General features: G+C 64.3%; 27 protein-coding genes. 14 read left to right on the top strand and 13 right to left on the bottom strand.

Going from position 1 to position 26,963, the window contains the following annotated elements:
* Positions 1 to 74: 74 nt before the first annotated feature.
* The 5 genes from VN934_11845 (at position 75) to VN934_11825 (ending at position 5,463) form a co-directional block, all read left to right on the top strand.
* The gene (locus VN934_11845; protein ID HXM19485.1) at positions 75 to 1,427 is read left to right on the top strand and encodes a S53 family peptidase; all 1,353 of its coding nucleotides are present in this window, start codon (positions 75 to 77) and stop codon (positions 1,425 to 1,427) included.
* Between the two features lie 9 nt (positions 1,428 to 1,436).
* The gene (locus VN934_11840; protein ID HXM19484.1) at positions 1,437 to 2,807 is read left to right on the top strand and encodes an APC family permease; all 1,371 of its coding nucleotides are present in this window, start codon (positions 1,437 to 1,439) and stop codon (positions 2,805 to 2,807) included.
* 15 nt (positions 2,808 to 2,822) lie between these two features.
* Positions 2,823 to 3,560 carry a hypothetical protein gene (locus tag VN934_11835; protein ID HXM19483.1) on the top strand — a complete coding sequence of 246 codons (738 nt, stop codon included), beginning with the start codon at positions 2,823 to 2,825 and terminating at the stop codon, positions 3,558 to 3,560.
* Positions 3,561 to 3,623: 63 nt separating this feature from the next.
* Entirely contained in the window at positions 3,624 to 4,910 is a 1,287-nt protein-coding gene (gene leuC / locus VN934_11830) for a 3-isopropylmalate dehydratase large subunit (GenBank protein ID HXM19482.1), read from the top strand.
* Positions 4,911 to 4,923: 13 nt separating this feature from the next.
* Positions 4,924 to 5,463 (top strand): Uma2 family endonuclease, encoded by a 540-nt coding sequence (locus VN934_11825; GenBank protein HXM19481.1) that lies wholly within the window; start codon positions 4,924 to 4,926, stop codon positions 5,461 to 5,463.
* 18 nt (positions 5,464 to 5,481) lie between these two features.
* On the opposite strand, the gene VN934_11820 is transcribed toward VN934_11825, so the two are convergent.
* Positions 5,482 to 6,219 (bottom strand): aquaporin, encoded by a 738-nt coding sequence (locus VN934_11820; GenBank protein ID HXM19480.1) that lies wholly within the window; start codon positions 6,217 to 6,219, stop codon positions 5,482 to 5,484.
* Between the two features lie 79 nt (positions 6,220 to 6,298).
* Here VN934_11820 and VN934_11815 point away from each other — a divergent pair, with 79 nt between their 5' ends.
* Genes VN934_11815 through VN934_11805 form a run of 3 tightly spaced genes read left to right on the top strand, consistent with a single transcriptional unit; the run spans position 6,299 to position 9,135 of the window.
* Entirely contained in the window at positions 6,299 to 6,817 is a 519-nt protein-coding gene (locus VN934_11815; GenBank protein ID HXM19479.1) for a 3-isopropylmalate dehydratase small subunit, read from the top strand.
* The gene (locus tag VN934_11810) at positions 6,817 to 7,908 is read left to right on the top strand and encodes a 3-isopropylmalate dehydrogenase (protein ID HXM19478.1); all 1,092 of its coding nucleotides are present in this window, start codon (positions 6,817 to 6,819) and stop codon (positions 7,906 to 7,908) included. The genes VN934_11815 and VN934_11810 overlap by 1 nt, the downstream gene beginning before the upstream one ends.
* Before the next feature lie 36 nt (positions 7,909 to 7,944).
* The gene (locus VN934_11805; GenBank protein ID HXM19477.1) at positions 7,945 to 9,135 is read left to right on the top strand and encodes an acetyl-CoA C-acetyltransferase; all 1,191 of its coding nucleotides are present in this window, start codon (positions 7,945 to 7,947) and stop codon (positions 9,133 to 9,135) included.
* Between the two features lie 227 nt (positions 9,136 to 9,362).
* Here VN934_11805 and VN934_11800 read toward each other — a convergent pair whose 3' ends face one another.
* The gene (locus VN934_11800; protein HXM19476.1) at positions 9,363 to 9,605 is read right to left on the bottom strand and encodes a hypothetical protein; all 243 of its coding nucleotides are present in this window, start codon (positions 9,603 to 9,605) and stop codon (positions 9,363 to 9,365) included.
* Between VN934_11800 and VN934_11795 the strand changes: the two genes are divergently transcribed.
* Positions 9,592 to 10,356, top strand: coding sequence for an RDD family protein (locus tag VN934_11795; GenBank protein ID HXM19475.1), 765 nt, complete (start codon positions 9,592 to 9,594; stop codon positions 10,354 to 10,356). The genes VN934_11800 and VN934_11795 overlap by 14 nt on opposite strands.
* A 5-nt stretch (positions 10,357 to 10,361) precedes the next feature.
* On the top strand, positions 10,362 to 11,411 hold the full coding sequence (locus tag VN934_11790; protein ID HXM19474.1) for a methyltransferase: 1,050 nt from the start codon (positions 10,362 to 10,364) through the stop codon (positions 11,409 to 11,411).
* Positions 11,412 to 11,443: 32 nt separating this feature from the next.
* Here VN934_11790 and VN934_11785 read toward each other — a convergent pair whose 3' ends face one another.
* The 4 genes from VN934_11785 to VN934_11770 all read right to left on the bottom strand — a co-directional run bounded on the left by VN934_11785 (position 11,444) and on the right by VN934_11770 (position 15,509).
* Positions 11,444 to 12,502, bottom strand: coding sequence for a hypothetical protein (locus tag VN934_11785; GenBank protein ID HXM19473.1), 1,059 nt, complete (start codon positions 12,500 to 12,502; stop codon positions 11,444 to 11,446).
* Positions 12,503 to 12,604: 102 nt separating this feature from the next.
* On the bottom strand, positions 12,605 to 13,390 hold the full coding sequence (locus VN934_11780; protein ID HXM19472.1) for an enoyl-CoA hydratase-related protein: 786 nt from the start codon (positions 13,388 to 13,390) through the stop codon (positions 12,605 to 12,607).
* Positions 13,387 to 14,250, bottom strand: a complete 864-nt coding sequence (locus VN934_11775; GenBank protein HXM19471.1) for a 3-hydroxybutyryl-CoA dehydrogenase — start codon at positions 14,248 to 14,250, stop codon at positions 13,387 to 13,389. Before VN934_11775 ends, VN934_11780 begins: the two co-directional genes overlap by 4 nt.
* Before the next feature lie 62 nt (positions 14,251 to 14,312).
* Positions 14,313 to 15,509, bottom strand: coding sequence for an acyl-CoA dehydrogenase family protein (locus tag VN934_11770; GenBank protein ID HXM19470.1), 1,197 nt, complete (start codon positions 15,507 to 15,509; stop codon positions 14,313 to 14,315).
* 62 nt (positions 15,510 to 15,571) lie between these two features.
* On the opposite strand from VN934_11770, the gene VN934_11765 reads away from it, so the two are divergent.
* Positions 15,572 to 17,209 (top strand): peptide ABC transporter substrate-binding protein, encoded by a 1,638-nt coding sequence (locus tag VN934_11765; protein HXM19469.1) that lies wholly within the window; start codon positions 15,572 to 15,574, stop codon positions 17,207 to 17,209.
* Here VN934_11765 and VN934_11760 read toward each other — a convergent pair.
* Positions 17,149 to 17,730: a CAP domain-containing protein gene (locus VN934_11760; protein ID HXM19468.1), complete on the bottom strand. Its 582-nt coding sequence runs from the start codon at positions 17,728 to 17,730 to the stop codon at positions 17,149 to 17,151. The two genes, VN934_11765 and VN934_11760, sit on opposite strands and share 61 nt — an antisense overlap.
* Before the next feature lie 36 nt (positions 17,731 to 17,766).
* Between VN934_11760 and VN934_11755 the strand changes: the two genes are divergently transcribed.
* Entirely contained in the window at positions 17,767 to 18,924 is a 1,158-nt protein-coding gene (locus VN934_11755; protein ID HXM19467.1) for an aminotransferase class V-fold PLP-dependent enzyme, read from the top strand.
* On the opposite strand, the gene VN934_11750 is transcribed toward VN934_11755, so the two are convergent.
* Together VN934_11750 and VN934_11745 are read right to left on the bottom strand one after the other, a co-directional pair.
* Positions 18,917 to 19,612 carry a hypothetical protein gene (locus VN934_11750; protein HXM19466.1) on the bottom strand — a complete coding sequence of 232 codons (696 nt, stop codon included), beginning with the start codon at positions 19,610 to 19,612 and terminating at the stop codon, positions 18,917 to 18,919. The two genes, VN934_11755 and VN934_11750, sit on opposite strands and share 8 nt — an antisense overlap.
* On the bottom strand, positions 19,585 to 20,994 hold the full coding sequence (locus VN934_11745; GenBank protein HXM19465.1) for a hypothetical protein: 1,410 nt from the start codon (positions 20,992 to 20,994) through the stop codon (positions 19,585 to 19,587). Before VN934_11745 ends, VN934_11750 begins: the two co-directional genes overlap by 28 nt.
* A 223-nt stretch (positions 20,995 to 21,217) precedes the next feature.
* Between VN934_11745 and VN934_11740 the strand changes: the two genes are divergently transcribed.
* Positions 21,218 to 22,138: an ATP-binding cassette domain-containing protein gene (locus VN934_11740; protein HXM19464.1), complete on the top strand. Its 921-nt coding sequence runs from the start codon at positions 21,218 to 21,220 to the stop codon at positions 22,136 to 22,138.
* Positions 22,135 to 22,908, top strand: coding sequence for an ABC transporter permease (locus VN934_11735; GenBank protein HXM19463.1), 774 nt, complete (start codon positions 22,135 to 22,137; stop codon positions 22,906 to 22,908). The genes VN934_11740 and VN934_11735 overlap by 4 nt, the downstream gene beginning before the upstream one ends.
* Before the next feature lie 4 nt (positions 22,909 to 22,912).
* Here VN934_11735 and VN934_11730 read toward each other — a convergent pair whose 3' ends face one another.
* From VN934_11730 to VN934_11715, 4 genes are read right to left on the bottom strand one after another with little or no spacing between them, the layout of a single operon-like run.
* Positions 22,913 to 23,440, bottom strand: a complete 528-nt coding sequence (locus VN934_11730) for a hypothetical protein (GenBank protein ID HXM19462.1) — start codon at positions 23,438 to 23,440, stop codon at positions 22,913 to 22,915.
* An 8-nt stretch (positions 23,441 to 23,448) separates the two neighbouring features.
* Entirely contained in the window at positions 23,449 to 25,044 is a 1,596-nt protein-coding gene (locus VN934_11725) for a fatty acid--CoA ligase (GenBank protein ID HXM19461.1), read from the bottom strand.
* A 16-nt stretch (positions 25,045 to 25,060) separates the two neighbouring features.
* Complete coding sequence (locus tag VN934_11720) at positions 25,061 to 25,840, bottom strand: hypothetical protein (protein ID HXM19460.1); 780 nt, start codon at positions 25,838 to 25,840, stop codon at positions 25,061 to 25,063.
* The gene (locus tag VN934_11715) at positions 25,841 to 26,761 is read right to left on the bottom strand and encodes an AAA family ATPase (GenBank protein ID HXM19459.1); all 921 of its coding nucleotides are present in this window, start codon (positions 26,759 to 26,761) and stop codon (positions 25,841 to 25,843) included.
* Positions 26,762 to 26,963 lie beyond the last annotated feature (202 nt).

Genomic DNA, 26,963 nt, shown 5'->3' with positions numbered 1-26,963 from the left:
GCCGTCCCTGCGCCGAAACGCGGGGCGGGATCGCTTGTATCCGGGTGTCGTTGCATTTGCAGGGAGCATGCATGATGTCTAAACTTTTCCGATTCATCACCTTGTTCGCGTTAGCTGCGAGCGCAGCCGCGTGTTCGAACCTCTCCACGGCGACGAGCGCTCCGCCGGCCGCTAACGTGGCGGCGAGTTCCGACGTCGATATTCTGGCTTCCAATATAGCGAACGGGGTGCGCGGCAATGCCGCGCACGCGTGCGCTAACGTCGGGTCGGGATACGCCCGCTGCTACGCGCTCATGCGCATCGACATCCCGACGCAGGGCATCCAACCGCTCAAGCATCACACGCCGACCCCGGGCCCAACCGCGACCCCGACGCCCGGCCCAACACCGACGCCGACGCCGACGGGAGGTCCGACCCCGACGCCTCCGCCGACCGGCTTCAATTGCACCAACCCGCCGCCGGGCTACACGCCCTGCACGCTGCAGTCGGCGTACAAGCTGCCGTCCAGCGCCGGCAGCGGCCAAACGGTCGCGATCGTCGACGCCTTTGACGACCCCAATGCCGAGGCCGACCTCGGCGTGTATCGCGCGCAGTTCGGCATCGCGCCGTGCACGACCGCGAACGGCTGTTTCCGCAAAGTCAACCAAAGCGGCACGCAGGGCAGTTATCCAAGTTCGAACGCTTCGTGGGCCCAAGAGATCTCGCTCGATGTCGACATGGTCTCCGCGACGTGCCCCAATTGCCACATCCTGCTGGTCGAAGCGAATTCAAATTCGCTGGCGGACCTCGCCGCTTCGGTGGATACGGCGGCAAACTTGGGAGCCAACGCGGTCAGCAACAGCTACGGCGGCGGCGAGTCTTCGGGTGAGCTGTCGTCGGATACGCACTACAACCATCCCGGCGTCGCCATCACGGCAAGCTCCGGCGATAGCGGCTTCGGCGCGCAGTATCCGGCAGCGTCGCAATTCGTGACGGCCGTCGGCGGCACGAGTCTGGTCAGCGCCGGCACCTCGCGCGGCTGGTCCGAAACGGCATGGAGCGGCGCCGGCAGCGGCTGCAGCGCGTTCGAGCCCAAGCCGAGCTGGCAGACCGACCCGGGCTGCGCCAATCGCACCATCGCGGATGTGTCCGCGGTCGCCGATCCGAGCACCGGCGTGGCCGTGTACGACAGCTTCTGCCGTCGCGGCTGCGGCTGGCTCGTGTTCGGCAGCACCAGCGTGTCGTCGCCGATCATCGCGTCGGTCTACGGCCTTGCCGGCAACGCGTCATCGGTGACCTACGGTTCGTTCTCGTACAGCCATACAAGCTCGCTGTTCGACGTCGTCGGCGGCAGCAACGGCAGTTGCGGCACGTACCTGTGCAACGCGGTCGCCGGCTATGACGGCCCGACCGGCAACGGGTCGCCCAGCGGCTCAGGCGCCTTCTAGCCGGCAACGTTGCAGCGCGTAGCGCTCGCGCGGGTCTTGGGGCTGGGCGACCTCTCGGTCCTGTCGTCCGCCAGCATGGCGCCCGCCTACTCGATAGCGGCGACCTTCGGTCTGATGGTCGCCGCGTCCGGTTTCGGGGCCCCGCTCGCGCTGGTCGTGCTCGCCATCCCCGCTGCCTTCATCGCGATCGCCTTCCATCGCCTGTGCGAAGAGCAACCCGAGGCCGGCTCGACCTACGCCTGGACGCGCATCGCTTTCGGCGCGCGCTTCGCTCTTTTCGCCGGCTGGATCGTCGTGCTGTCGTACTTCGTGGCAAGCGTTGCGTCGGTCGTGCCAGCCGGCATCTACAGCTTGAGCCTGCTCTGGCCTGGAGCGGCTGCCGATACGCACGCGGTCGCGCTGGTCGGCGGCGTGTGGGTCATCGGAGCGGGCGTGCTGCTGATGACCGGCATGCGCCCGACCGCCAACACGACCGCGCTGTTCCTGTCGCTCGAATTCGCCGCCTTGCTGTTCTTCGCGATCCTGGCGTTCACGCATCCGGCGGCTGCGCAGTCGCTGCAAAGCCCGAAGCAACTCTTGGGCCTCGGGTCAGGCGGCTTTGCGGGGTTCCTGTCCGCGATGGTCCTCGCTATTTGGGTCACCGACGGCTGGGAGGTTTCGACCTACACATCGGAAGAGCACACGGGGTCGGATCGCAATCCGGGCCTTGGCGGATTGATCGCCTTGACGGTGACGGTCGGCATGATGGTGCTCTGCTCGATCGCATTCATGCGCGTCGCGCCGGTGCAAGGCATCGCAGACCACGCCACCGACACGCTCGCCTACGTCGCGCTACAGCTCGGCGGCGGCTGGCGCAGCTGGCTCATGGTCCTGACTGTGCTGGCCTCCTCCGGCGCGGCCTTATGGACGACGCAGCTCGGGCTTTCGCGTCTGTTGTTCTCGGCGGCGCGCAACGGCACGCTGCCCGCCTCGCTGGCGACGGTCCATCCGAAATTCGGCACGCCGGTGTGGAGTATCGTCGTGGTGAGCGCCGGCGCGCTTGCGCTCACGCTGCTCATCGCGATCGTTCCGAGTGTCAAGGCGGCGCTGTCCGAAGTCGTGAACGCGTCATCGATCTTGCTCGGCTTAACCTACATCTTCACCGGCGCGGCGTGCGTCTGGTATTTCGCCAAGCGCCGCGTGCCGCTCACCGACGCGACGCGTATCGTCCTGCCGGCGCTCGGCACGCTGGCGGTGACGGCCCTGCTCGTGGTGAATTTCCGCAGCCAGTCGTTCGTGGATCAAGTCATCGCGCTGATCTGCGTCGTGGTGGGGATCATCATCGCGGCGCTGGTGGGAAAAAGACCCGGGGCTAAAGCCCCGGCACTACAAAGGGTTTGAACAGAGGGGTTTGAGATGATCGAGTCGCTTACGCTGGCGTTCTTGATTGCGGCGACGCCGCCGCCGAACACGGATTCGTGGCAAGGCGTCTGGCCGGAAGAAGCATTTTCGGACGTGGTCGCCGCGAGCGGTCAGCCGCTGCTGACGCGCCAACTGCCCGACGGCTCGGTGCTGACGTGGAACCGCGCTCCGAACCGCGACGCGTACATGATCATCAGCACGCGCTCGGGCATCGTTCAGGATATCAGCGCCGTCGCCAATCGCGCCGGCGGTTCACGAGCAGGCCTGACGGATCCGTCCGGGGTCTCCATCGGAAATACGGTGGGCCAGCTCAAGGCCAAACGCGGGGAGCCTTCGGTGCCCGCGGCGGCCGGTGGCTCGGCGGAGTACATCTATAAAGGCGCGCGCGGCACCTGGATCTATGAATTCTCAAAAGGCGTCATCGTCTATATCCGCCTGCTCGACAACAAGCCGCCGCCGGCGGGCCCGGCCACGGGCAAAGATGACCCGCACGACGGCTCGAACATCCAGAAAGCCTACATCATCAACGCGCGCAGCGAAGACGAGGGCGTCCATTTCGAACGCTACTATGCCAACACTATCCCGCCATGCGCCGGAGATTGGAACATCGGAGACCAAGCGCTGTTCTCGAGCGGCGGCAAACAATACGACCGTCTTGACATGACGTGCGCTCTCGACAAGAGCAAGCGCTCCCTGCTCTTCGACATCACGTCCTTCTTCGGGAAATTCTAGCGGGACTAAACGAGCACGTACAGAACCTATCTAGGCTGATTTTTCCGACCCGGAGGCACTCCCATGGCACGCCCGATGACTCTCACCGAGAAGATCCTCGCCGCTCACGCGGGCAAGGCGGATGTCGCGCCCGGCGACATCATCTCGATCGACCTCGACCTCGTCATGGCCAACGAGTTGTCGGCTGCGGTCGCGATCACCGAATTCCGCAAGATCAAGGGCGCGGACAAGGTCTGGGACGCCGACAAGATCGCGCTCGTGCCCAGTCACTTCACGCCGAACAAAGACATCGCCACCGCCACCCTCTCCACCATGATGCGCGATTTCGCCAAGGAGCAGGGCATCCAGCACTACTTCGAAGTCGGGCGCGGCGGCATCGAGCATGTGGTGTTGCCCGAGAACGGCTTCGTCGGTCCGGGCATGACGATCATCGGCGGCGACAGCCATACCACGACCTACGGCGGCCTGGGCGCGTTCGCAACGGGCGTCGGCAGCACGGACATCGCTGCGGCCTTCGCCACCGGCGAGATGTGGGTGCGCGTGCCGCAGACCATCAAATTGATTTTCGAAGGCGGCCTGCGCAAGTACGTGCAGGGCAAAGATCTCATCTTGCAGACCGTCGGCCAGCTGGGCGTGGACGGCGCCATCTACGGTGCGTTGGAGTTCACGGGACCGACCATCAAGGAGCTGCCCATCAGCAGCCGCTTCACCATGGCCAACATGTCGATCGAAGCGGGCGCGAAGAACGGCATCTTCCCTGTTGACGCGGTCGCCGAGGCCTATTGCGCGGCGGTCGGCAAGAAAGACTACACGGTCTATCACGCCGACAAAAACGCCGAGTACGAGCGGACGGTGATGATCGACGTCAGCAAGATCGAGCCGCAAGTCGCGCTGCCGTGGCTGCCGGAGAACACCAGGAACGCTTCGGAGCTCAACGACATCAAGATTCATCAGGCGGTGATCGGGACGTGCACCAACGGGCGCATCGAGGACATGCGCCAGGCCGCTGAGGTGCTCAAGGGGCGCAAGGTGCATCCGGACGTGCGCTGCATCGTCATCCCCGGCAGTCAGAAAGTCTACAAGCAGTGCATCATCGAGGGATTGGCGGAGATCTTCATCGATGCCGGCTGCGTGGTCTCGACGCCCACCTGCGGTCCGTGCGTCGGCGGACACATGGGCGTGCTCAGCGACGGCGAGCGCTGCATCTCGACGACGAACAGAAATTTCCGCGGCCGCATGGGCCACGTGAAGAGCGAAGTGTATCTCACCGGTCCGTACGTCGCGGCATCGTCAGCGATCATGGGCTACATCTGCGGCCCCGAGCAGGTCAGCGAGGCGATCCCCGCCTAAACGCTAGACGCGCATGTCTAAAGTTCTCGACATCACCGTTCCCGAAACCAAGCCCGCCACCGAATGGGTGCGTGGCCGCGCGCTCCAAAAGATGAGCCCGCGAACGGCGCATGCATACGCGCAGACGAAGTTCGTCGTCGCGTTGGACGCTTGGGCTGAGCGTAGCGGTCTCGGCTATGTCGGCAGCGAGTGGGATTTTCGAATCGCCCCGCCTGGCGAGGCCGCGCGGCCCTTGGTACCGGACGTCGCTTTTCTCGCATTCGCGCGACTGTCGCAAGAAGAACAGGACCGCACCGATTTTCCGCGCTGCGCTCCGAACGCGGCGGTTGAAATTCTATCGCCGGGCGATTTGCGTGCGGATGTCGAGCACAAGATCGGCGTGTACCTGGCGGCGGGCTGCGAGGTCGTCGTCGAGGTCGATCTGCGGCGTCGATTCGTCAGAGCGCATGATGTGCACGGCGAAAAGACATGGCACGCGGGTGAGTGGTTCGAGCATCCTGCCCTGCCCGGCTTCCGCCTTCCCGTCGATTCGCTTTTTCGACCGAAACGGTAACGACGGTTTGGCCTGGCTTCACTCTCCGGGCAATGCTGCGTTTTCCGCCGACTGGCCATGGATCAGTCGCACTACACCGGCCGCTACAATCGCGCCGAGCAGCGGACCCAACACGTAACACCACCAGCGGTCGAAAGAAAAGGCGACGATCATCGGGCCTAAGGAGCGGGCCGGGTTCATGGACGCTCCGCTCACCGGACTTGAGAACAGTCCGAGCACGGCGATCGTGAATCCGATCGCGATGGCGGCGTTTTTCCCCACCACTGCCCGCTCATCGGTCGTGGCCAAGATCACGGACACCAAGATGAACGCGAGCACCGCCTCCCACAGCGTCATCCCGAGCGGCGACAGCAGCGTGGGCGCGCTCGCGCCTTTCGCAAGATTTGCGACGGAGAAAAAAGCTGCTAATAGGCCGCCCGCAAGAATCGCGCCGACGAGTTGACTCAGCCAGTACGCAGCCGCCCTTCCCCACGGGAATGAGCCACGCAGCGCAAACGCCAGCGTTACCGCCGGATTGAAATGAGCGCCCGACATCCCGCTGAGCGAATAGATGAGCCCGGTGAGGATGAGTCCGGACGCGAGATATTTTCCGACGTGTCCGATTTGCCCACCGCTGACGACGTCAATGACGTCGCCGCCCGCGGCGACGGTGGTCAGCACGAAGGTGCCAGTGCACTCCGCCAAAAGACAGCGGTGGAGCGGGTGGCGGATTCGCCGTTCCGGCTCCGGGCGGACCGGCTGTTCGACCTCGTTCACGTCCGCGACGTTCGCGGGCTACTCAAGGCGAGCCTCGCGAGGCTGGAGAAGCCTAAGGGCCGGAGGATAAGTCACCGCAATGATACTCAAGGGCACCGCGCACAAATACGGCAAGAACGTCGACACCGACGTCATCATTCCCGGCCGCTATTGCAACCTGATCGACCCGGTGGAACTGGGCAAACACGCCTTGGAAGATCTCGATGCGAACTTCGTCAAGAAGGTGAAGCTCGGCGACCTCATCGTGGCGGATACGAATTTCGGGTGCGGATCCTCGCGCGAAGTGGCGGCGGTGGCGCTCAAAGGAGCGGGAGTCTCCGGCGTGGTCGCCAAATCATTCGCGCGCATTTTTTACCGCAATTGCATCAACACCGGATTGCCGATCTTCGAGTGCCCGGCCGGCGTCGACGGCATCAGCGACGGCGACGCGATTTCGGTCGACGCGGGCAACGGCGTCATCTCCAATGAGACCACCGGCAAGCAGTTCAAGGCCACCCAGTTCCCGCAGTTCATGCAGGATCTCATCGCCAAAGGCGGGCTCTTGCGCTACGCGGAGCAACGCCTTGCAGAAAAGCGCGCGGCCAAGGCCAAGGCCTGATGCCCAAACGCTACACGATCGCCGTCATCCCTGGTGACGGCGTCGGGCCCGAAGTCACGGCTGAAGGGCTCAAGGTCCTGGAGCGCGCCTCCAAGTTATACGACTTCGCGTATCAGACCAAGACATACCCGTTCGGCGCCGATCACTATCTGGCGACTAACGAGTTCATGCCGCCCGGTCAGCTCGACGAGTTCCGAAAAATGGACGCGATCCTGCTCGGCGCGATCGGCGATCCGCGCCTGCCGCCGGGTCTGGTGGAGCGCGGCGTCATCGCCGCCACGCGCTTCGGGTTGGACCTGTACATCAATCTTCGCCCGATCAAGCTGTATGCCGAGCACCTGTGCCCCATCAAAGGCAAGACGCCGGCCGACGTCGACATGGTCGTGGTGCGCGAGAACACCGAGGATCTGTACACCGGCATGGGTGGACATTTCAAGAAGGGCACGCCTGACGAGGTGGTCATCGCCAATCAGATCTTCACCCGCAAGGGTTGCGAGCGCGCGGTGCGCTACGCGTTCGATCTCGCCGTCAAGCGCGCTAAGAAGAAGAAGCTGACGCTCGTCGACAAGGCCAACGCCATCGAAGTGCAGCAGATCTGGCGCCGCACCGTCGAGGAGGTCTCGCCCGATTATCCGGGCATCGAGTACGAGTTCGCCTACATCGACGCCGCGTGCATGTGGATGATCAAGAACCCGGAGTCGTTCGACGTCATGGTGACGCCGAATCTATTCGGCGACATCATCACCGATCTCGGCGCCATGGTGCAGGGTGGCATGGGTGTGGCCGCGTCGGGCAACATCCACCCGGGTAAGGTCTCGCTGTTCGAACCTATCCACGGTTCCGCGCCTAAGTATAAAGGAAAGAACGTGGTGAGTCCCATCGCGGCGATCGGCGCGGTCGGCATGATGCTGGACTACTTAGGCGAGACGGCGGCGGCCAACGCCATCGATGCGACCATCGGCGAGTTGCTGGCCAGCAAGCGCATCGCCTCGCTCGACGCGAGCAGCGGGCTTTCGACGTCGCAGATCGGCGACATGGTATGCGCCGCGCTGGCGCAGCCCGCACGAGTTAAACAACCGACAAAAGTGTAGTGCCGGGGCTTTAGCCCCGGTAGTCCTGGAGAACCAATGAAAAACGGAAAAGCGGAAATCGTGATCGTCAACGGCGCGCGAACGCCGTTCGGCAACTTCGGCGGTGCGCTGCGCGACGTCAGCGCCATCGATCTGGCGGTCGTCGCCTCCAAGGCTGCGATGGAACGCAGCGGCGTCGCGCCCGAGAAGATCGATCAAGTCATCTTCGGCAACGTCATGCAGACCAGCGCCGATGGGATCTACGGCGCGCGCCATGTCGGGTTGAAATCGGGCTGCCGCGTGGACGTGCCGGCGCTGACCGTGAATCGGCTGTGCGGCTCGGGCTTGCAAGCCATCATCAGCGGTGCGCAGCAGCTGCTGCTCGGCGAGGCGACGTACGTGCTCGCGGGCGGCATGGAGAATATGAGCCAAGCGCCCCACCTCATCCGCGGCGCGCGCTGGGGACTTGCGCTCGGTCAAGGGAAGCTGGAAGATTCGCTGTGGGAAGGCTTGACGGACAGCTACAACAACATGCCGATGGCGATCACCGCGGAGAATCTCGCGGAGCGCTACGAGATCACGCGCAAGGAATCCGATGAGTTCAGCCTGCGTTCGCAGCAACGCGCTGCCAAAGCGACGGGAGAGGGGTTCTTCAAGGAAGAGATCGTGCCGGTGGAAGCTCCGGGGCGCAAAGGCCCGGTCGTGGTGGACAAAGATGAAGGCCCGCGCCCGGACGTGACGCTAGAGCAGCTTGCGAAGCTGCCGGCGCGCTTCAAGAAGGACGGCATCGTGACGCCGGGCAGCGCCAGCGGCATCACGGACGGCGCGGCCGCGGTCGTGCTCACTACCGCGCGGCAAGCGGAAAAGGATGGGTTGTCTCCGCTGGGCCGGCTGGTGTCGTGGGGCGTGGTCGGGGTCGATCCCGACATCATGGGCATTGGGCCTGCCTTCGCGATACCGCAGGCGGCGGAGCGCGCGGGGATGTCGATCGATCAACTCGACGTGGTCGAGATCAACGAAGCATTCGCTCCGCAGGTGCTGGCATGCGTGCATGCCCTGCATCTGGACGAGTACAAGCTCAACCCCAACGGCGGGGCCATTTCGCTGGGCCATCCGCTGGGGGCCAGCGGGGCGCGCCTGGCGTATACGCTCCTACACGAATTGCGCCGAAAACATAAGAAGTACGGCGCGGCGAGCGCTTGCATCGGCGGAGGCCAAGGCATAGCAAGTATCGTCGAAGCTTTGTAATTTAATGTAGCAATGTAGTGCCGGGGCTTTAGCCCCGGAATGTGGTATGCCGGACTTTAGTCCGGCTTGTCCATGGGGGATGCCTTAGTGCCGACTTGTCCTTCGTGTCACGCCGAACTCACCGGCTCATCTGCGTTTTGCCCTAACTGCGGAGCGGTGCTCGATCGGCCGAATAGCACTGACGCGGCGAAACCGGCTACACCGCCCGAGCCGATCCAATTCACGATTCAAGCGCAGCCGCCCGGCGCCGCAGCCGCGACGCCGCCACCGAAGCCTCCGCCGCCACCTCCGCCGCCTCCGCCACCGCCCACCCCGCAACCGGAGATTTTGCAGCCGCAGCCGGTGACGTCATCAGTCCAAGCTCCGCCGCCGAAGCCTCCGCCGCCGCCCCCGCCGAAACCGAAACCGCGCCCGGTGCCTCCGCCGGAATTGCCCGAGCACGAAGAGATCGGCGACGTGGGTCTGTACATCGCGCGTCGGCTACTCGCGTTGATCGTCGATCTCGTCGGCGTCACCGCGCTGCTCGCGACGTCTATCCAATTCGCTTTGATACACTTCGGGCATCTCGACGCGCACGCGTGGGTCACGTTCTTCCGGACCATGCTGTTCACCGGAATCGGCCTGTTCGTGTACCTGTGGCTTTCCGAATGGTGGTTCAGCTCGACGCTGGGCAAAGCGCTCTTCGGCCTAGCCGTGCTCAACATGCACGGCGGCCGCGTCGGCGTGGTCGCCTCGCTGCTGCGAAATCTCTTCCTCCCGTTCGATCTGCTGATCGTCGGCTTCGTGCTCGCCGTCGTCACGCACCGCCGGCGGCGCCTGGGCGATCTCATCGCCGGCACCGCTGTGATCAACTCGCGGCTCGGCGCGCTCTCCCCGATCATCGCGATCGTCGTCTTGGGCGGGCTGGGCTTCCTTGACTATGCCTATGCAGACGGCTGGAAGTCCGCGCAAAATGTTTCAGATAACGCGCAGTTGTACGGTCCGTCGCTGTTCCTCGGTCAAGCGACGCCGTCGCCGGTGCCGCCCATCCCGGAGCGCACCGCGGTGCCGACCGAACAGCCGATAACGGTCCCGACGATCGCGCCTACGCCGGTTGCCACGCCGACCGAAGCCGCGACGGGCGGGGCCGCGACACCGACGGTGGGCCCGGGCGCGTCTCCTACGGCGACGCCGGCTGCCGGAACTACGCCGACTCCCGGACCGATCGCGACACCGACGTAAGTCTTTTGTCCTTCGCAAGCCTCTGGGCGAGACTGCTCGAGCGGCTCATGCCTGCGGGTCTGCGGCGTCAAGTGCATCTCCATCGGCTGATCACGGGTTCGTGGGTCGGCCAAGCCGTGTCGACCGCGGCGATTTTGGGCCTGGCCGATGCGATCGGTGACTCATCCCGGTCCGCGGCCGACATCGCGCGCGCGGTCGGCGCGACCGAGGACGGCATCTACCGGTTGTTGCGCGCGCTTGCCGGACAAGGTTTCTTCAATGAGCGCCGCCCGCGCCAGTTCAGCATAACGCCACTCGGCAGACTGTTGCAAAGCGATCATCCCGACTCGCTGCGCGCGTGGGCGGCGTACAACGGCGAAGGCTGGCACTGGCGGGCTTGGGGCGAGCTTGCTCAGAGCGTGCGCACGGGCGAGCCAGGCATAGCGCGCGCGCCCGGTGCAGGCCTGTTCGACTACCTTGCCTCGCACGCAGACGCGGCCGCAGCCTTCGATGCGGCGATGGCTTCGCTTTCGAACGTGCGCAGCCGCGCGCTGATCTCGTCGCTCGCGTTGCACGATGCGAGCTCGGTCGTCGACATCGGAGGCGGCGATGGGCGCTTGATCCGCGCGATCGTCGAGGCGTATCCGCACCTTCGGGGTACCGTGTACGATCTGCCGCCGGTGGTGGAGCGGGCGCGTGCCGCGGCAAGCGGCGAGGGGGCGACCGAACGATATGCGTTCACCGCCGGGAGTTTTTTCGAGCGCGTGCCTTCCGGCGCGGATGTGTATCTGCTAAAGCAGGTTCTGCACGATTGGGATGACGAGCGCGCGACCCAGATCCTGCGCAACTGCCGGGCCGCGATGGGGCCGGGCGCGCGGCTGCTCATCATCGAGCTCGTCATCGACGAGAGCGCGGCGGGCGCGATGGCGGCGCTGAGCGATCTCGAGATGCTTGCGCTCACCGGCGGCCGCGAGCGCACGATCGATCAATACCGCGCGCTCTTGGAAAGCGCCGGGCTCCGGCTCGCGCGCGTGCGCCGCACGCACTCGCCGTTCACGATACTAGAGGCTCGTTAGTAGCCAGCGCGTTCCGGTGTCTTGGAGTGGGTTCACGGCACCTTTAGAATCGGGGAAGACACCGTAATTTTGAGCTCAATCGGGCTGAATATGAAGTGACAGGTTTCGTTTTTTCCTATAAACGTCTGTTCGTCGCTCCCCCGCATCACGAATCCATTGTTGGCCATCTTCCCGGTCCATGCTTTAACGATGGAAGTGACATCAATCGTCCCATCCGGCCCAATATAATGCGCGGGTGCGGGAAACCCAAAATCTCCGTCGACGAAATCGTTGTTCGTCGTCCAGGGGGAAACCGCCGGCGCGATGCCGCCGAAGCATTGAAACGAAGTCTGATCGGTGCCGTCGAAGATCTGATGGAACCCGAGCAGGGCCTTGACGACATTGAGGCCGTGCGGGATAGCAAACATGAAATAGCTTCGGATTATTCCGATTTTCTTTTCGCCGAAGACGCCAGTGTCTAGGACGTGATCGTAGCCGACACAAAGTTGAGCTCCAGAATGCGTGCAGTATGGGCCGAAAAAGAAATCGGCCTGGCCTTGGTTGAGGAGAACTTTGCTTCGGATCGCCGAGGCGCCAGGGTGCAGCACTAGCGTTGCATTCGAGGAAAGCGGTTGAGTAACTTGATTCTTCGATGAGAAGGGCGGCGACGCCACCGGAATGGGCGGCATGGTGGACAAGAGGATGAGGACGCACGTGGCGGTGAATGAGGCCTTGTTCGAATACACGTCGGCCTGACCACCGGCAATATTGTGAACCCAGATCTGATCGAAGTTCGTGCCCGTGCTGCTCGACGCTATGCTAAACGAGTCGTTGACCGGGGAGAAGGTGCCGTTCGACGGTATCGTCCCCGCTCCCACGTTTTGAACTTGTTGCACACCGTTGATGTACCGGTTGAAACTGTACTGGAACGTCGTGCCGGGCGTGCCCGAGATCGCGCCTGTGAATGCTTCGGTTACAGGGCACTTGCCGCTATAGGAAGGCGTGGTTGCGGTCAGCGTCGCGGTGGTCACGCTAGCCGCAGCGGGCCGCGCTACGATGATCAAAAGCGCCGCGGCGAGGAGCCCTGCGGCAGATGAGACCTTGCGATACATAAGGTGCCTCCCTTTTAAGTTTGTTCTCTCACGCACCCATCGTCAGGATACCAGCAAGGCGTCCGAACCGTGTCCTTTGCGTCCCGCGCGTGGAAACGGTGGCTATTTGCCCTGGAACTTGGCGGGGCGCTTTTCAAGGAACGCCTTCGTGCCTTCTTTAGCGTCGGCGGTGGCCACGACTTTGCCGAAGTGCTCCGCTTCGAGCTCCAAACCCGCGTGGAGATCGGTCTGCAGGCCTTTGTGGATGACCTTTTTCGTCGCGGCGATCGCGAGCGGCCCTTTCGAGGCGATGACGTGGGCGATGCGCTTGGCCTCGTTGAGCAATTCTTCCGGCGGCACGACCTTCTCGACAAGATTGGCGTGCTTGGCTTCCTCGGCGCCGATCATCTCGCCGGTGAGAAGCAGATAGGAAGCCATGCCTGGGCCAACAAGCCGCGGCAAGCGCTGCGAGCCGCCGAAGCCCGCGATGATTCCGAGATTGACTTCGGGCTGACCGAGTTTGGCGTTTGACGAAGCGATGCGCATGTCGCCGGCCATCGCCAGTTCGAGGCCGCCGCCCAGCGCGAAGCCGTTGATCGCCATGATGACCGGCAATCGCGAATGTTCCATCTTGTGCGTGACCGCGTGGCCTTGACGCGCCTTCGCGGCCCCGGCCTTTTCGTCGGGCAGCGCCGCCAATTCGCCGATGTCGGCGCCTGCCACGAACGCGCGATCGCCGGCGCCCGTGATGATGACGGCGCGCACGCTCGTGTCGGCCTCGAGTTCGTCGAAGGCCTTGCTCAATTCCGAGAGCACGGTCTCGTTGAGCGCATTGAGCACCTTCGGGCGGTTGATGGTGATGATGGCGACCGGTCCGTCGCGATCGATGAGAAGCGTTTCGTAGGTCATGGCGTTCCTTTATAGTCGTAGAAGCCTTTGCCGGACTTCTTACCGTGCATTCCGGCGAGCACCATGCGCTTCAGTAGCGGCGGCGGCGCGAACATCGGGTCCTTGAATTCGTCGAACATGATCTCGGCGATATAATACGTGGTGTCCAAACCGACGAAATCCAGCAGCGTGAGCGGTCCCATCGGATGGCCGCAACCGAGGCGCATGCCCTCGTCGATATCTTCGCGCGAAGCCAAGCCTTGCTCGTAGACGCGAATCGCATACAGAAGGTAGGGCACGAGCAGGCGATTGACGATGAAGCCCGGCGTGTCTTGCGCGAGGATCGGCGTCTTGGCGAGCTTCTTCGCAAAGGCATACAGCGTGTCGATCGTCTCCTTGCTCGTGAGGATCGTCTTGACCACTTCGACCAGTTTCATCAGCGGAACGGGATTGAAGAAGTGCAGGCCGGCGACTTGTTTGGGCCGCTTGGTCGCGACGGCCATCTCGACCACGCACAAGCTCGACGTGTTGGAGCAGATGATGGCATGCGGCGCGAGCAGCGCGTCGAGTTTTGCGAACAGCTCGCGTTTGGCAGGCATGTTCTCGATGATCGCTTCGATGACGAGGTCGCAGTCCTTGAGGTCCTCGACGCGGATCGTGGTCTTGATGCGGCCTAGCGTCGCGTCGCGATCGTCGGCTTTGAGCGTTCCCTTTTCGACGAACCTCTCCAGCGATTTCTTGATGCCGGCCAGGCCTTTTTCGAGCGCCGCCTGCACGGCCTCGAGCACGACGACGTCGTAGCCTGCCGCCGCCGCCACTTGGGCGATGCCCGACCCCATGAGCCCGGAGCCGCAGACACCGACGCGTTTGATTTCTGGCATCTATGAAAGCCTTTCTTCCGGGGCTAAAGCCCCGGCACTACATCCGAGCTTCGCTCGGAACGCTACATCTTGTAGGGCGGGAGTTCGCACCGCGGCGGCTTGTCTTTGCGATACCCCAGGGCGTACTCCCCCTGCATCACCTTTTGGATTTCGCGCGTGCCTTCATAGATGATGCTGCCGCGCGAGTTGCGCAGAAAGCGCGCCGCCGGATATTCGTCTGAAAACCCGTACGCGCCGTGGATCTGCATGGTGTCGTCCGCCGCGCGGTTGGCCGCGTCGGTGGCGTACCATTTCGCCAACGCCGTCTCGCGCGTGTTGCGCATGCCTTTGTTCTTCATCCAGCCGGCGCGCAGATACAAGAGGCGCGCAGCGTCATAGCCAAGCGCCATTTGCGCGATCATCTCCTGGACCAGTTGGTGGCGCCCGATCTCGACGCCGAAGGCGTGCCGTTCGTGCGCGTACTTGACGGATGCATCGAGGCAGGCGCGGATGAGCCCGCTCGCTCCGGCGGCTACCGTGAAGCGCCCGGTCTCAAGACACGTCATCGCGACATAAAAGCCTTCGCCTTCCTCGCCGAGCCGATTGGCCACCGGAACGCGAAGGTCGTGGAACGACAAGCCACCGGTGTCGCCCGCGCGCACGCCGTATTTGTCGTGCAGCGAAAACGTGTGCAGCGCCGCGCCGGCCGACTCGCGCTCGACGACAAACGCGCTGATGCCGTGCGCACCTTTGGCCGGATCGGTCTTCGCAAAGACGAGAAAGATGTCGGCTTGGGTCGCGCACGAGATCCAGATCTTGCTGCCGTTCAAGACGTAGCCGTCACCTTCACGGCGCGCGCTGGATTTCAGCGCCGCGACGTCCGAGCCCGCGTCGGGTTCGGTGAGAGCGAAGGCCCCCAGCTTCGTGCCCATGGCAAGCGGTCGCAGCAGCCGCTGCTTTTGCTCCTCCGTGCCCCACTGATAGATGCCGCAGCCGGCGAGACCGATGTGCACCGACATCATGGTGCGCAACGAAGTGTCGCAGTATTCGAGCTCTTCGCACACGAGGCCGAGGGTCACGTAGTCCATCCCGCCGCCGCCGTAGGTTTCGGGGAAAGGCAAGCCTACGATACCAAGTTTAGCGAGCTTCGCGAACGCGCCGGGCAGCGGCGTCCCGGCGCTATCACAAGCCTGCACGTCTGGCGAGATCTGGTCGGCCAAAAACGCGCGGACCGTATGCGCGAGCATCAACTGCTCCGCCGTCAGTTCGAAGTCGATCATGCATGCCGTTTCCGTCACCGCCGACAGGCGCCCTCCGCGGCTTCGCAGAACGGCCCGACCCCATGAAAATGCACGCATGCGTGTTCTTGGCGATCGCGCTCGCCGGGCTTGCCGGGTGCACGAAGGTCTCGACGTCGACCGGACTCGGCCCGAGCGGCGCGCATTCCTGGACGCAACCCGGCGTGCTGCGCATCTCGGACATCTCGGATCCGTCGACCCTCAACCCGATGCTCACGGGCGCCGACATCGCGTATCAACTCTCGGGGTACGTGTTGGAGTACTTCGTGCGCCTGGATGACAAGGGCGAGCTCGTGCCGGTGTTGATCACGCAGGTCCCGACGCTCGAGAACGGCGGCATCAGCAAAGACGGCCTCACCGTGACCTACCACTTGCGGCACGGGGTGACGTGGTCCGACGGGCAGCCGTTCGGCGCGCAGGACGTCATCGAGACTTGGAAACAGGTGATGAATCCGGACAACCCGGTGGAGATCCGCGAAGGCTACGACGTCGTCGGCAGCATCGACGCACCCGATCGCTACACCGTGGTCGTGCATCTCAAGCGTCCGTACGCGCCCTTCCCCACGCGCTTTTTTGCCGGCATCCAGGAGGGACCGGTCGCGCCTCTGCCCGCGCACATCATCGCAGGGGCCAAAGATCTCGTGCGTTCGCCGCTCAACAACAAGCCGGTGGGGACCGGGCCTTTCATGCTCCAGTCTTGGGAGAAGAACGGCCAGATGGTCTTCGTCGCCAACATGCACTATTGGGGCGGCGCGCCGAAGATCAAGAAGATCATTTTCCAAGCGCGCACCGACAACACCGAGATCGTGAACTTTCAGACCCACGAACTCGACGCCGACATCGACGCGACCACCAACGATCTTCCGTCGTTTCGCCAGCTCAAAGACATGAACGTGGTCGTCACGCCGAGCCTGCGCTTGAGCGTGCTCTCGATGTTCACGCAGAGCGGGCCGCTGCACGACGTGCGCCTGCGCCGGGCCATCGCCTATTCTTTGGATCGCGCCGAGCTGCTGCAGCGCATCTCCCACGGCGCCGGCTACCTGGCCGCAGAGTTTCTCCCCAACTGGTCGTGGGCGTTCACCAATGACGTGCCCCGCTACGATCACGATCTCACCCGAGCAAAAGCGTTGCTCGACGAAGCGGGTTGGAAGACGGGGCAGGACGGCTATCGTTATAAAGACGGGCAGCGGCTGTCGCTGTTGTTCCTTTCCATCGCCGGAAGCGATTCCAGCAAGCACTTCGCGGAGCTCACCCAGCAATATCTGCGGGCGGCCGGCATCGACATCACGATCAAGAACTACCCGTACGGCCTGATCTTCGACGTCAGCGGCCCGATCCGTCAGGGGAAATTCAATCTGGTGAGCTACAGCTATAGCGTCAACTACGACCCGGCCGCGCTCAAAGACGACGGCTGCGATCAGTTCTCGCCGGCGGGCTCCAACGATTCGCGCCTATGCGATCCGGAGGTGGACCGGCAGGAGCGGCGCGCGCTGATCATCAGCGCTCGCGCCGAGCGCAAGACGATATACGCCGACATCGAGCGCCGGCGCATGGAGGATATCGCAGTGATTCCGATGTGGTTCCGCGACCGCGTGGGCGTGTTGAGCGTCGACGTGCACGGCTACAAGCCGTCGCGCTCCATCATGGCCAACTGGAATATGACGGAGTGGTCCGTGCCGTAGAGCCGCGCGCGCGGGTAGCCGACGAAATCTTCCGTGATGTACACGCCGTTGGGGCCCACGGCGACGCCGATGCCGACCGCTGAATAGCGCACTGACAAGATGTTCTTGCGGTGGCCGTCATTGGGCGGTTGCTCGGCCATCATTCGGCGGTCCAGTTCCGCGATCGAGGACCACAGCAGATCGGGATTCACCACGCCGCGACTGAAGTAGCCGACGTTCTCGCCGTACGCCTGCGCGGAGCCGCCCAACGACGTGTAGCGCCACAAGGGCGAATGGCCGGAGGAGTCTTCATGCCGCAGCTTCGCCGCGCGCTCCATCTCGACGGAGTGCATCTGCGCGGCCTGCTGGGCGAGCGCGTCCACGTGCAACGGCGACACCGAAAGGCCAGCGCGATGGCGGTTGAGTTCGTCGAGCAATTTCTGCCGCATGAGCGCAAGCGTGGTGGGCGGCGGCGCGCCTTCAGCAGGAAGGGCGGGTCCGAGGTTCAGGGCGAGGGCGAGCGCGAGCGCGCTAAGCAGCATGGAGTGGAAGACCTCGAGAGGAAGTTCGGTGCGCACATGGAGGAGTCATTGAAGGTCGACCGCCCGCCGGCGCTTGCGCCCCCGCTTGACCGTTCGCTCTTTCCGATCGCGGAGCAGTGGGCGTATTGCGATCATGCATCGGTGGGCCCGCTGCCGCGGCCGACCTTTGAGGCGGTCGCCGCGATGCTCGATGCGCAGATGCGCCAAGGCAAGACCGGCGTGCAGAAAATAGAGCAAAGGCGCGACGAGGTGCGCCGCCAAGTCGCTAAGGCGATCAACGCGGACCCCTCCGAGATCGCGTTCATGCGCAACACGTCGGACGGCGCGCTCGTCGCGGCCAACGGCATCGACTGGCGTCCGGGTGATGAGATCATCATGCCGGACGATGAATTCGGCGCCAACGCGTATCCGTGGCTCAACCTGCGGGAGCGCGGCGTGTCGATCCGCCTGGCTCGCTCGCCTCGCGAACGCCTGACCGTTGAAACGCTCGAGCGCTTGGCGTCCTCGCGCACGCGGCTTGTGGCCGTGTCACAAGTCGGCTTCAGCGACGGCTATCGCAACGACATCGCGGCGATCGGCCGATGGTGCAACGAGCGCGGCGTGTACTTCGCGCTCGACGCGATGCAGGGCTTTGGGCACCTGCCGCTGGACGTGCGCGCTTGCGGCGCCGACTTCGCGTACTTCGCGGCCGGCAAGTGGCTGCTTTCGCCGCAAGGCTTCAGTGTCGTGTTCGTGCGCCGCTCCCTTATCGAGAAATTGCGCCCTGCGCTGGCGTCATGGCGCTCGGTGCGGGATCCGATGAACTTCCTCGACTACGATCAGCCGCTCAAAGATTCCGCCGAGCGCTTTGACGGCGGCACGCTCAACTATCCGGGGATGTTGGGCTTCAGCGTCAGTCTCGGATTGCTCACCGCGACGGGGCTCGAGAACATCGAGCGGCACGTGTTGGCGCTCATCGACTCGCTGATCGAGCAGGCCCAAGCCCGCGGCATCGACGTGAAAAGTTCGCGCGCGCCGGGCACGCGCTCGGGCATTGTGCTGTTCGGGCTCGGCGGGCGCGATCCCGATAAGCTCAACAACGCGGCGCAACTGGCCAAGGTCGGATTGACCGCGCGTCCTGTCGGCGTCCGCATTTCGCCGCACGGCTACAACGATGAATCGGATATCGCGAGAGTGATGGCCGTGCTTACGTGAGGATGCCCACGGCTCGCGCGGCGACCAAGAGCACGGTGAGGAGCGAGATCAAGGCCTCGACTGCCATCAAGGCCTTCGCCCAACCGGTGAGCGGCATCGTATCGGCCGGGCTGAACGCCGTCGAATTGGTGAACGCCAGATACAGGTAGTCGATGAATGACGGCCTCCAACCGACCGGGGCGCAGCTCGGCGTGACCATCTGCGGGAACTGGAAATCGGCATGGCGTCGCGACGCGCTTAAACGGGAGTACGGACCACCGCCATCCAGCTCCCAGAACCACAGCCCGAACACGAGCATATTGGTCAACCAAATGGCGGTGGCCGACACGAGCAGGCCCCAGCCGGTCTCCTTGTTGCCCGGAGCCAAGAGCGTACGGACGAGCAGCGCGAGCGATGCGACGTTGGCCGCGTTGACGAGCGCGATCACCATTATCCCAACGGTACGCCATACCCGCGGCGGCTGGCCGAGTCGCATGGGTCCAACCACCACGAGGGGTACGAGCAAAGCCAAGACGAGCACCGGCATGAGCCACGGCGGTCCTAGCGTCAGATGCGGCGGCAACAAGACGTACAGCGCGAGCGCCGCTATCACCGCGGCAGCCGGCGGTAAGCGCGATTCCGTTTGCCGGCCGATTGTCTCGTCGCGCTCGTTGGGCTTCGTCAGTAGCCGCTCTCCGAAACCATGCACGGCGCCATGATCGCGGTGGACATGCCGTGGATGATGCGCTTATCCGCCGGCACGATGGTGGCGAGCACGCCGGAGAGCAGCGCATCGTCGCCGGCGACGAAGTAGTACGGACAGAGCCGGATGCGGCCGTCCATGTTCGCGATCGCATCGCTTTCACGATCGAGGTAATCGGCTCGCACGTGCCGGCCTTTGTGGAAGCGCTGCAGGATGTGCGGGGTGCGGTCGAACACCGCAAGACCGCCGTCGAGCACGGCCATCCACTCGTTGCGCGACAGATCATCGGCGACGTACACGCCTCGACTGCCCCACGCAAGCTCCGAAAAACCGGACGGCTTCACCACGAACTGGCGCTCGGATTTGGACAAACCGTACAGTTGGCTCCATGCGTGCAGCGGCCGCCCGTCCACGACCAAGCCCTGGATCACTGCTTGCGGCGGCAGCGGCCGAGGATCGAGGATCCACGTCTGCGGGAAGAGCCGGAAAAGGCGGGCGAAGGTCTCATCGCCGAGCTCACGGCGCCATCGCTCTTCAAGCGATGGATGCTGCAAGAGCGCGAAGGTGAGTTTCTCTTCGAGGAACGATTTCGGCGCCGGCAGCACGGCCACGCGCTTGTGCCGCGCCGAGTACATCATCAATTCGTGTTTGGGGATGTTGAGCATGTCGAAGAGTTCGAAAAAGCGGTAGAGCAGGTCGACGGTGCGCCGCCCCTCCGGCGTGTCCACGACCAGCGCTTCCTCGGTGAAACCGATCTCTTCTGGCTTGATGGTGACCGCTTCGACGAGGCCGGAGCGCGAAAGCGCCTCGCTGAGCCATGTCATCTCGCCGCGGTAGTCTTCAGATTCCTTGGAGACGACGACCGCGACGACCGGATGCTGTTTGCCCGTGCGCGCTTGGGCCATGCGCGCGAAGCCGCGGATCATGCCATCGAACTCGCCGACCTGGTCGTATCCCAACTCGCAATACGTCTCGCCCATCGCTCCGACCAGACCCATGCCGCCCGGGACCGAGTCGAGTTCAGAGATGATCATGCCGGCGTCGGTCAGGATGATGTCCGGACGGATGACGGCCGCTACGTCGCGGTTGAAGCGGTTCTGGCGCTGCAAGCGCACGATCTGCTCGGGTTTGCCCAGTTCGAGATATTCGCGGACGAAGTCCGGGGCGGTGCCGCGCACGCTTTGGAAATACAGTTTGTTGAGCCCGCGGTAAAATTTGAACAGGTCGGCGCCAAGGGACTGCAGCGACGCGACCGTCGATGGGGAGAGCGGGAACGGTTCTGGGGTGACGCGCCACGCGACTTGCGGCGCTTCGGCGGCGGGCTGGCCTGCGACACCGCGAAACAAGTGCGGTGTGAGGTGGTCTGCGATGTAATGCGCTCGCTGCACCGGCGTGCGAGATTCGAGCACTCTTGCGCTACAGGGCACGAGCCGTGCGGCCTCGTGGCTGTAGCTCGCTACAGCACCGACAATGGCTGATCAAAGTCCGAGAAGTTTATCTTTCGTACAGCGACGGACCTTCGTGGCTGCGAGGAACGGAGTGGAGTCAGCGGGACCTGAAAGGTCCCGCTCCACAAGGTCCGTTGCTGCAAAGGTTCCAATGGCTCGGGCTATGCCCGACCCCGCTGTCTTCGCTTCGGGTTTGTCGAAGCGCTACGGTGCGCTCGAAGCCGTGCGCGCGATCGACTTCGCGATCGCGCCGCAGGAGTGCTTCGGTTTTCTCGGCGTCAACGGCGCCGGGAAGACGACGACCATGAAGATGATCTACTGCCGCATCGCCAGGAGCGCGGGCGAGCTGCGCGTGCTCGGCCTCGACGCCGAACGCGCCCCGCTGCAGATCAAGCAGCGCATCGGAGTCGCCGCGCAGGAGAGCGCGCTCGATCCGGAACTCACGGTCACCGAGAACGTCCTTCGCTATGCATCGTTCTTCGGGATCGGCGGCACGCGAGCGCAGGCGAAATGCGACACGCTGCTGCGCCTGATGAGCCTCGACGCCAAAGCGCATTCGCGCGTGCCCGAACTCTCGGGCGGCATGAAGCGGCGCCTTTCGATCGCGCGTGCGCTCGTCAACGATCCGGAAATGCTCATCCTCGACGAGCCCACCACCGGGCTCGACCCGCAAGCGCGCCTGCTGGTGTGGCAGCTGCTGCTGGATCTGCGCGCGCGCGGCATCACGCTCGTCCTGACCACGCACTATATGGAAGAAGCGGCGCGCTTGTGCGACCGGCTGGTCATCATGGACGAGGGCCGGATCCTCGCGGAGGGTTCGCCGCGCGCATTGGTCGAGCGCTTCGCCGCGGCCGACGTGCTCGAGTTGATCGGCGTCGATTTCGAGCGCATCCGCGTGCCGCTGGATGGCATCGTGCGCCGGCGCGAGCAGCATGGCGAAACGACGTATCTCTACAACGACGACAACCGCGTCTTGCTGCGCCGGCTGGCCGAAAGCGGCGTCGAAACGCCGCGCCATGTCGCGCGCGCCGCGACGCTCGAAGACGTCTTCTTGAACCTCACCGGGCGGGAGCTGGCGGAATGAAGCCGCTCGCAGCGCTCTTCCACCGCAATGCGTGGAACGTGTTCCGCCGCAACTTCGACGCCTGGCGCAAATACGCGTTCTCGAGCGTCGCCATCAACATCTTCGAACCGTTGGCATATTTTCTCGCCATCGGGTTCGGCCTCGGGGCATACCTGACGCTGGGATCGAGTTCGCTCGTCCAGTTCATCGCGCCCGGCATGCTGGGTCTGGCGGCGATGAACGCCGCGACCTTCGACGCCTGCTGGGGCGCCTTCGAGCGGCTCAACTTCAGCGGCGTGTACGAGTCCATGGTCACCGCGCCCGTCGACCCGCTGGAGATCGCGGCGGGCGAATACTTATGGCAGGCGTTTCGCGCGATGCTGTACGGCGGGATCTTTCTCGTGGTCATCGCGAGTTTTGGACTCGTGCACTCGTGGTGGTCGCTGTTGAGCTTGCCGCTGCTCGGTCTGACCGGCATCGTCTTCGCGATGCCGGGCTTCGCGGTGGCGATGGCCGTGAAGTTCCAGGAGCACCTGTTCTATTATTTCTCGCTCGTGGCCACGCCGATGGTCATGATCAGCGGCGTGTTCTTCCCGCTCGACAAGGTGCCGTACTGGCTGAAGGCGGTGGCGTGGTGCACGCCGCTCTATCATTCGGTGAACATCTTCCGCGGATTGGTGCTGGGGCAATTCTCGTGGAACCTGGCCGGCGATCTCGCTTGGCTGCTGGTCGCGATCGGTCTGTTCTCGTACCTGCCGGTCCGGTTTTTGCAGAACAAACTCGCGCGCTAAAGGACTAGCTGTCGGGCATCCGTCGCATGCCGCTCGGGTAGGTGCCATCCGGGTGGCGCGCGATGTAATCATCGCATAACACTGCCAGGTATTCGAAATTCTCGAGCAGGGCTTGCGTCTTCATGACCTTGCGCCTGATGCGCGTGACCGGGAGCAGCGCCGTCCACGCGGTCAAGACGACGCCGCTCCAGAGGTCGAGCGCGATCCCTCGATCGATGATGCCGTATTTGACGAAGGCGCCCAAGTTCTCAAAGAAATTTCCGATGTAGTTGATCGGCTGCAGTTGATCATCGAGCACCCTGCGTTCCAACCGCGCCACGACGGCCGGATCTTGCAAGAGAAGAGGCAGGTCGTCTTGCACGAAACGGCGCGCCGCGAAGAAGTCCCGGGATTCGATGATCTCGCGGCATTCGGTCAATGCCGCGATCTGGTTGCCGCTCCGCATGTGCCGCAATTGGATCAATGCGGCGAACGCCGTGACGAGGATGACCACAAACGTGCCGACCGATGCGACGGCGCTGAGGATTTCCAACGGCTTCGTCAGCTGGCCGGAGCGGCGGAAGGTTCTTTCACGAACCCGGCCCGCAACTCGCGCTTGAGGATCTTGCCCGTACCGCCCTTCGGCAGCGCGTCGACGAAACGCACGGCCTTGGGCATCTTGAATCCCGCAAGGCGCGTCCGGCAATGTTCGATGACGCCCGCCTCGTCGAGCGCTTGGCCGGGTTTGAGCACGATGATCGCGGCCGGTATTTCGCCCCAACGTTCGTCGGGCACGCCGATCACCGCGCACTCGAGCACGGCCGGGTGCTCGTAGATCGCCTTTTCGATCTCGATCGACGCGACGTTCTCGCCGCCGGTGATGATGATGTCTTTCTTGCGGTCGACGATGGAGATATACCCCTCAGAGTCCATGTATCCCATGTCGCCGGTGTGGAACCAGCCGTCCACGATGAACTTGGCGGTCTCTTCGGGCTGCCTCCAGTATCCTTTGAATACGGTGTTGCCGCGCGTGCAGATCTCGCCGACCGACGTGCCGTCGTGCGGTAGCGGCTTGCCTTCGTCGTCGAGGATCGCCACCTCTACGCTGGGGAGCGGCATGCCGGCGGTGGTACGCACCGCGAGCGACTGCTCGACGTCGAGCTGCCGCCCTGATTTGAGGCACGCGATCGACATGACGGGCGTGGTCTCCGAAAGACCGTAGCCGCAACGGAGCGTGCAGCCGGGCAGACGCTGGTCGAGCGCGCGCATAAGGCTCGGAGGCGTCGCAGCGCCGCCGAGCATCAAGACGCGCAATGAGGTCAAGTCGCGAGTGGGCCATGAAGGAGCGGCCATGAGCCCTATGGCCATCGTCGGCACGAAGAACGCCGCCGTGCAGCGTTCGCGCTCGATCGTCTCGAGCACGAGTTCCGGATCAAATCGCGGCACCATGACGTGGCGCCCGCCGAGCATCGTCAGGGAATGCGGTGTGCCCCAGCCGTTGACGTGGAAAAGGGGAATCGAGTGCAATACCACGTCTGCGTCGTTTGACTGGTTGATCAGCGCCGTCACCAAGCTGTGGAGATAGAGGTTGCGGTGCGTCAGCATGACGCCTTTCGGCCGGGCGGTCGTGCCGCTCGTGTAGAAGAGCTCGGCGACGTCGTCCTCATCGATGTCGACCGGCGTCGGCGCCTCTTTGGCGGACCCGATCAGCCCCTCGTAGTCGTCGCCCGGCAGCGGCGCTTCGGCTTTCGGATCGCCGCCCATCAGCACGCAGCGCTTCACGTTCGGCAGTTGCGAAGCGATCGGTGCGATCAAGCCTGCGAGCGCGCGATCGACGACCACCGTGCTGGCTCCCGAATCATTGAGGATGTACGCGATGTCGGCCGGCGTCAGCCGGATATTGATCGGCAGCAGGATCCCGCCGATTTGCGGCACCGCGTAATAGCCCTCGAGCAGGCGGTGGCAGTTGAAGGAGACGTACGCGACGACGTCTCCCTTGCGGACCCCGCCGGCCGCCAGCGCCGCCGAAAAACGGTCCACACGCTCGCCGATCTGGCCGTACGTGTAGCGCTGCCCCCCGCACACCGCGCCGACGGAATCTCCGTACAGCAGGCGCGCCCGGTTGAGAAAATCGGCGACGACCATCGGCGTCTTCATGCTTGACTCCTAGCAGCTACGCTTCGCCCAGCAGGGCTCGCAGGGTCGAAAGCAAGCGAACCGCGGCAGCATCGCGTTCGCGATCGAGTTCCGGGGACGGCGATGCGCTCAACGCCGCGTGCCACGCCTGCACGAGCGCGGCGGCTCGATAGGCGGCAAGCGCAGGTGCTGCCGCGCCCGCGGCGGCTCGTTCCGCTCCCACGATCGAGTTCGGCAGCGCCGCAGCGCGCACCAAGCGCAAGCCGGCTTGGCGCGAGGCGCGGCGTGAAGCAAGCTCGAGCGCCGCGATTTCGTCCGCCCCGACGCTCACCGACAAGGCGGGCTCACCGTGCGGCACGCCGTCCAGCGTGAGGGGCACCACCGCCGGCAACGTTCGTTCAAAGAAGCCTGCTCCCCGCCGAACCGGGCCGATGGGGCAGCACACGATCGCGGCCTGCAACGAATCGTGGTCGACGGCGCCGGCCCACGGCAAAGAGGCCACGCTGACCTGATCGAGCGGACGGAACAGCGCGACGGCCGCGGCGCCGGGCGTAGCGGTCTCTGACTCCGCGACGGAATCTTCGTCCGCCACGTCGGAGACGTCGAGCAGTTGGTCCTCTTCGTTGTCTTCGAATGTTTCGCGCGGCGGCGCTTCGTGCTGCGGCGCTTCGTGCTGCGGCGGTTGTGGCGACGGCGCGGCAGGGGCGGCCGGCACGGTTGGCACGGTCGGCACAGCCTGCGCCTGACCGGCTTGGCGGCGGCGCCGTTCCTGCAGCAGCAGCATGTCCGCAGGCAGGCTCTTGGATTCGTCAGCCATCTACGATGCTCGGCGCCACCACGTCCACCAATTCTTGGCTTTGGCTCCCGCCTGCTGCGCCGCGATCGCCGGCGTATCCGGACTCGGGTCAAGCGCGCGATCGGGCGCGATGCGCGGCTCGGCATCTTCGACGTCGCGCGCGGTCACCGTACGGCTGCCTCGCTCCGCCGCCACTTCCATCGCGGCGCGCGCGCGCGACCCGATCCGTCGGGGCAGTCCACCCGAAGCTCGCCACACCGCATGGATGGCGGCTGATTCAAATGGCGATTGCGGCGCGGAGTAACCCGCGCAGCGCAAGCGATGATCGATGAGACCCGCGGCTTCAGCCTCGCTGAGCGGACGCAACTCGAGCCACAGCGCGACCCGATCGCTCAAATTCGGTCGCCGGGCGATCGCGCCCGCAAGCTCCATCTGTCCGGAGAGTCCGATCGAGAGCAGCTTACGCTCGTCGAGTTGGAAATTGAGCAGCGCGCGCAGCGTTTCGAGCAGATGCTCGGGCAGCAATTGCGCCTCGTCGATGATGAGGACGCCCTGACGCGTGCGCATGCTGGTGGTCGCCTCGAAAAGATCGCGCTTCAGATGCTCGCGCGCAAGGCGCGGCGAAGCGCCGGCGTGCGCGTCGAAGCCGAAGCTCGAGGCGATCGCTTGCAGCAGCTCTGATTCGTCGGCAAACGTCGGATCGAGTATCAGCGCGACGAGGAAGCCCGGATCAGCCAGCAGTTGCGCGGTGACGGCGTTGCACAACGACGTCTTGCCGGCGCCGACCGGTCCCACCACTGCCGCAAGACCGCGGCCGCCGGCAAGGCACTCATAAAGGCGGCGCCGGCCGTTCGCCGTCGCCATCGTCTCGAAGTAGAACGCCGGATCGGCCGTGTCCATGAAGGGATCGCGTCGCAGCCCGAAGGCCTCGCGCAGCATCATCGGGTGTTCAATTGCGTTTCCGATGGACCCTGGCGAGAGTGCCGCCGCCAGGCAAGCGGATCGAGGTGAGCGGGCCGCCCTTTCCGGAGGTAGGGTATCCACGCCCGGCGTCGACATGGGGGAATCCGAGCACGTCGCGAAAGAATGTGCGGACGCGCTTCGCATCTTTCGTATAGAGCAGAGCGTGAATTCCCGTTATCAG

This window comes from Candidatus Tumulicola sp. (genome assembly GCA_035601835.1).
Classification (GTDB): domain Bacteria; phylum Vulcanimicrobiota; class Vulcanimicrobiia; order Eremiobacterales; family Eremiobacteraceae; genus DATNNM01.
This window is presented reverse-complemented; position numbering and strand designations above follow the sequence as displayed.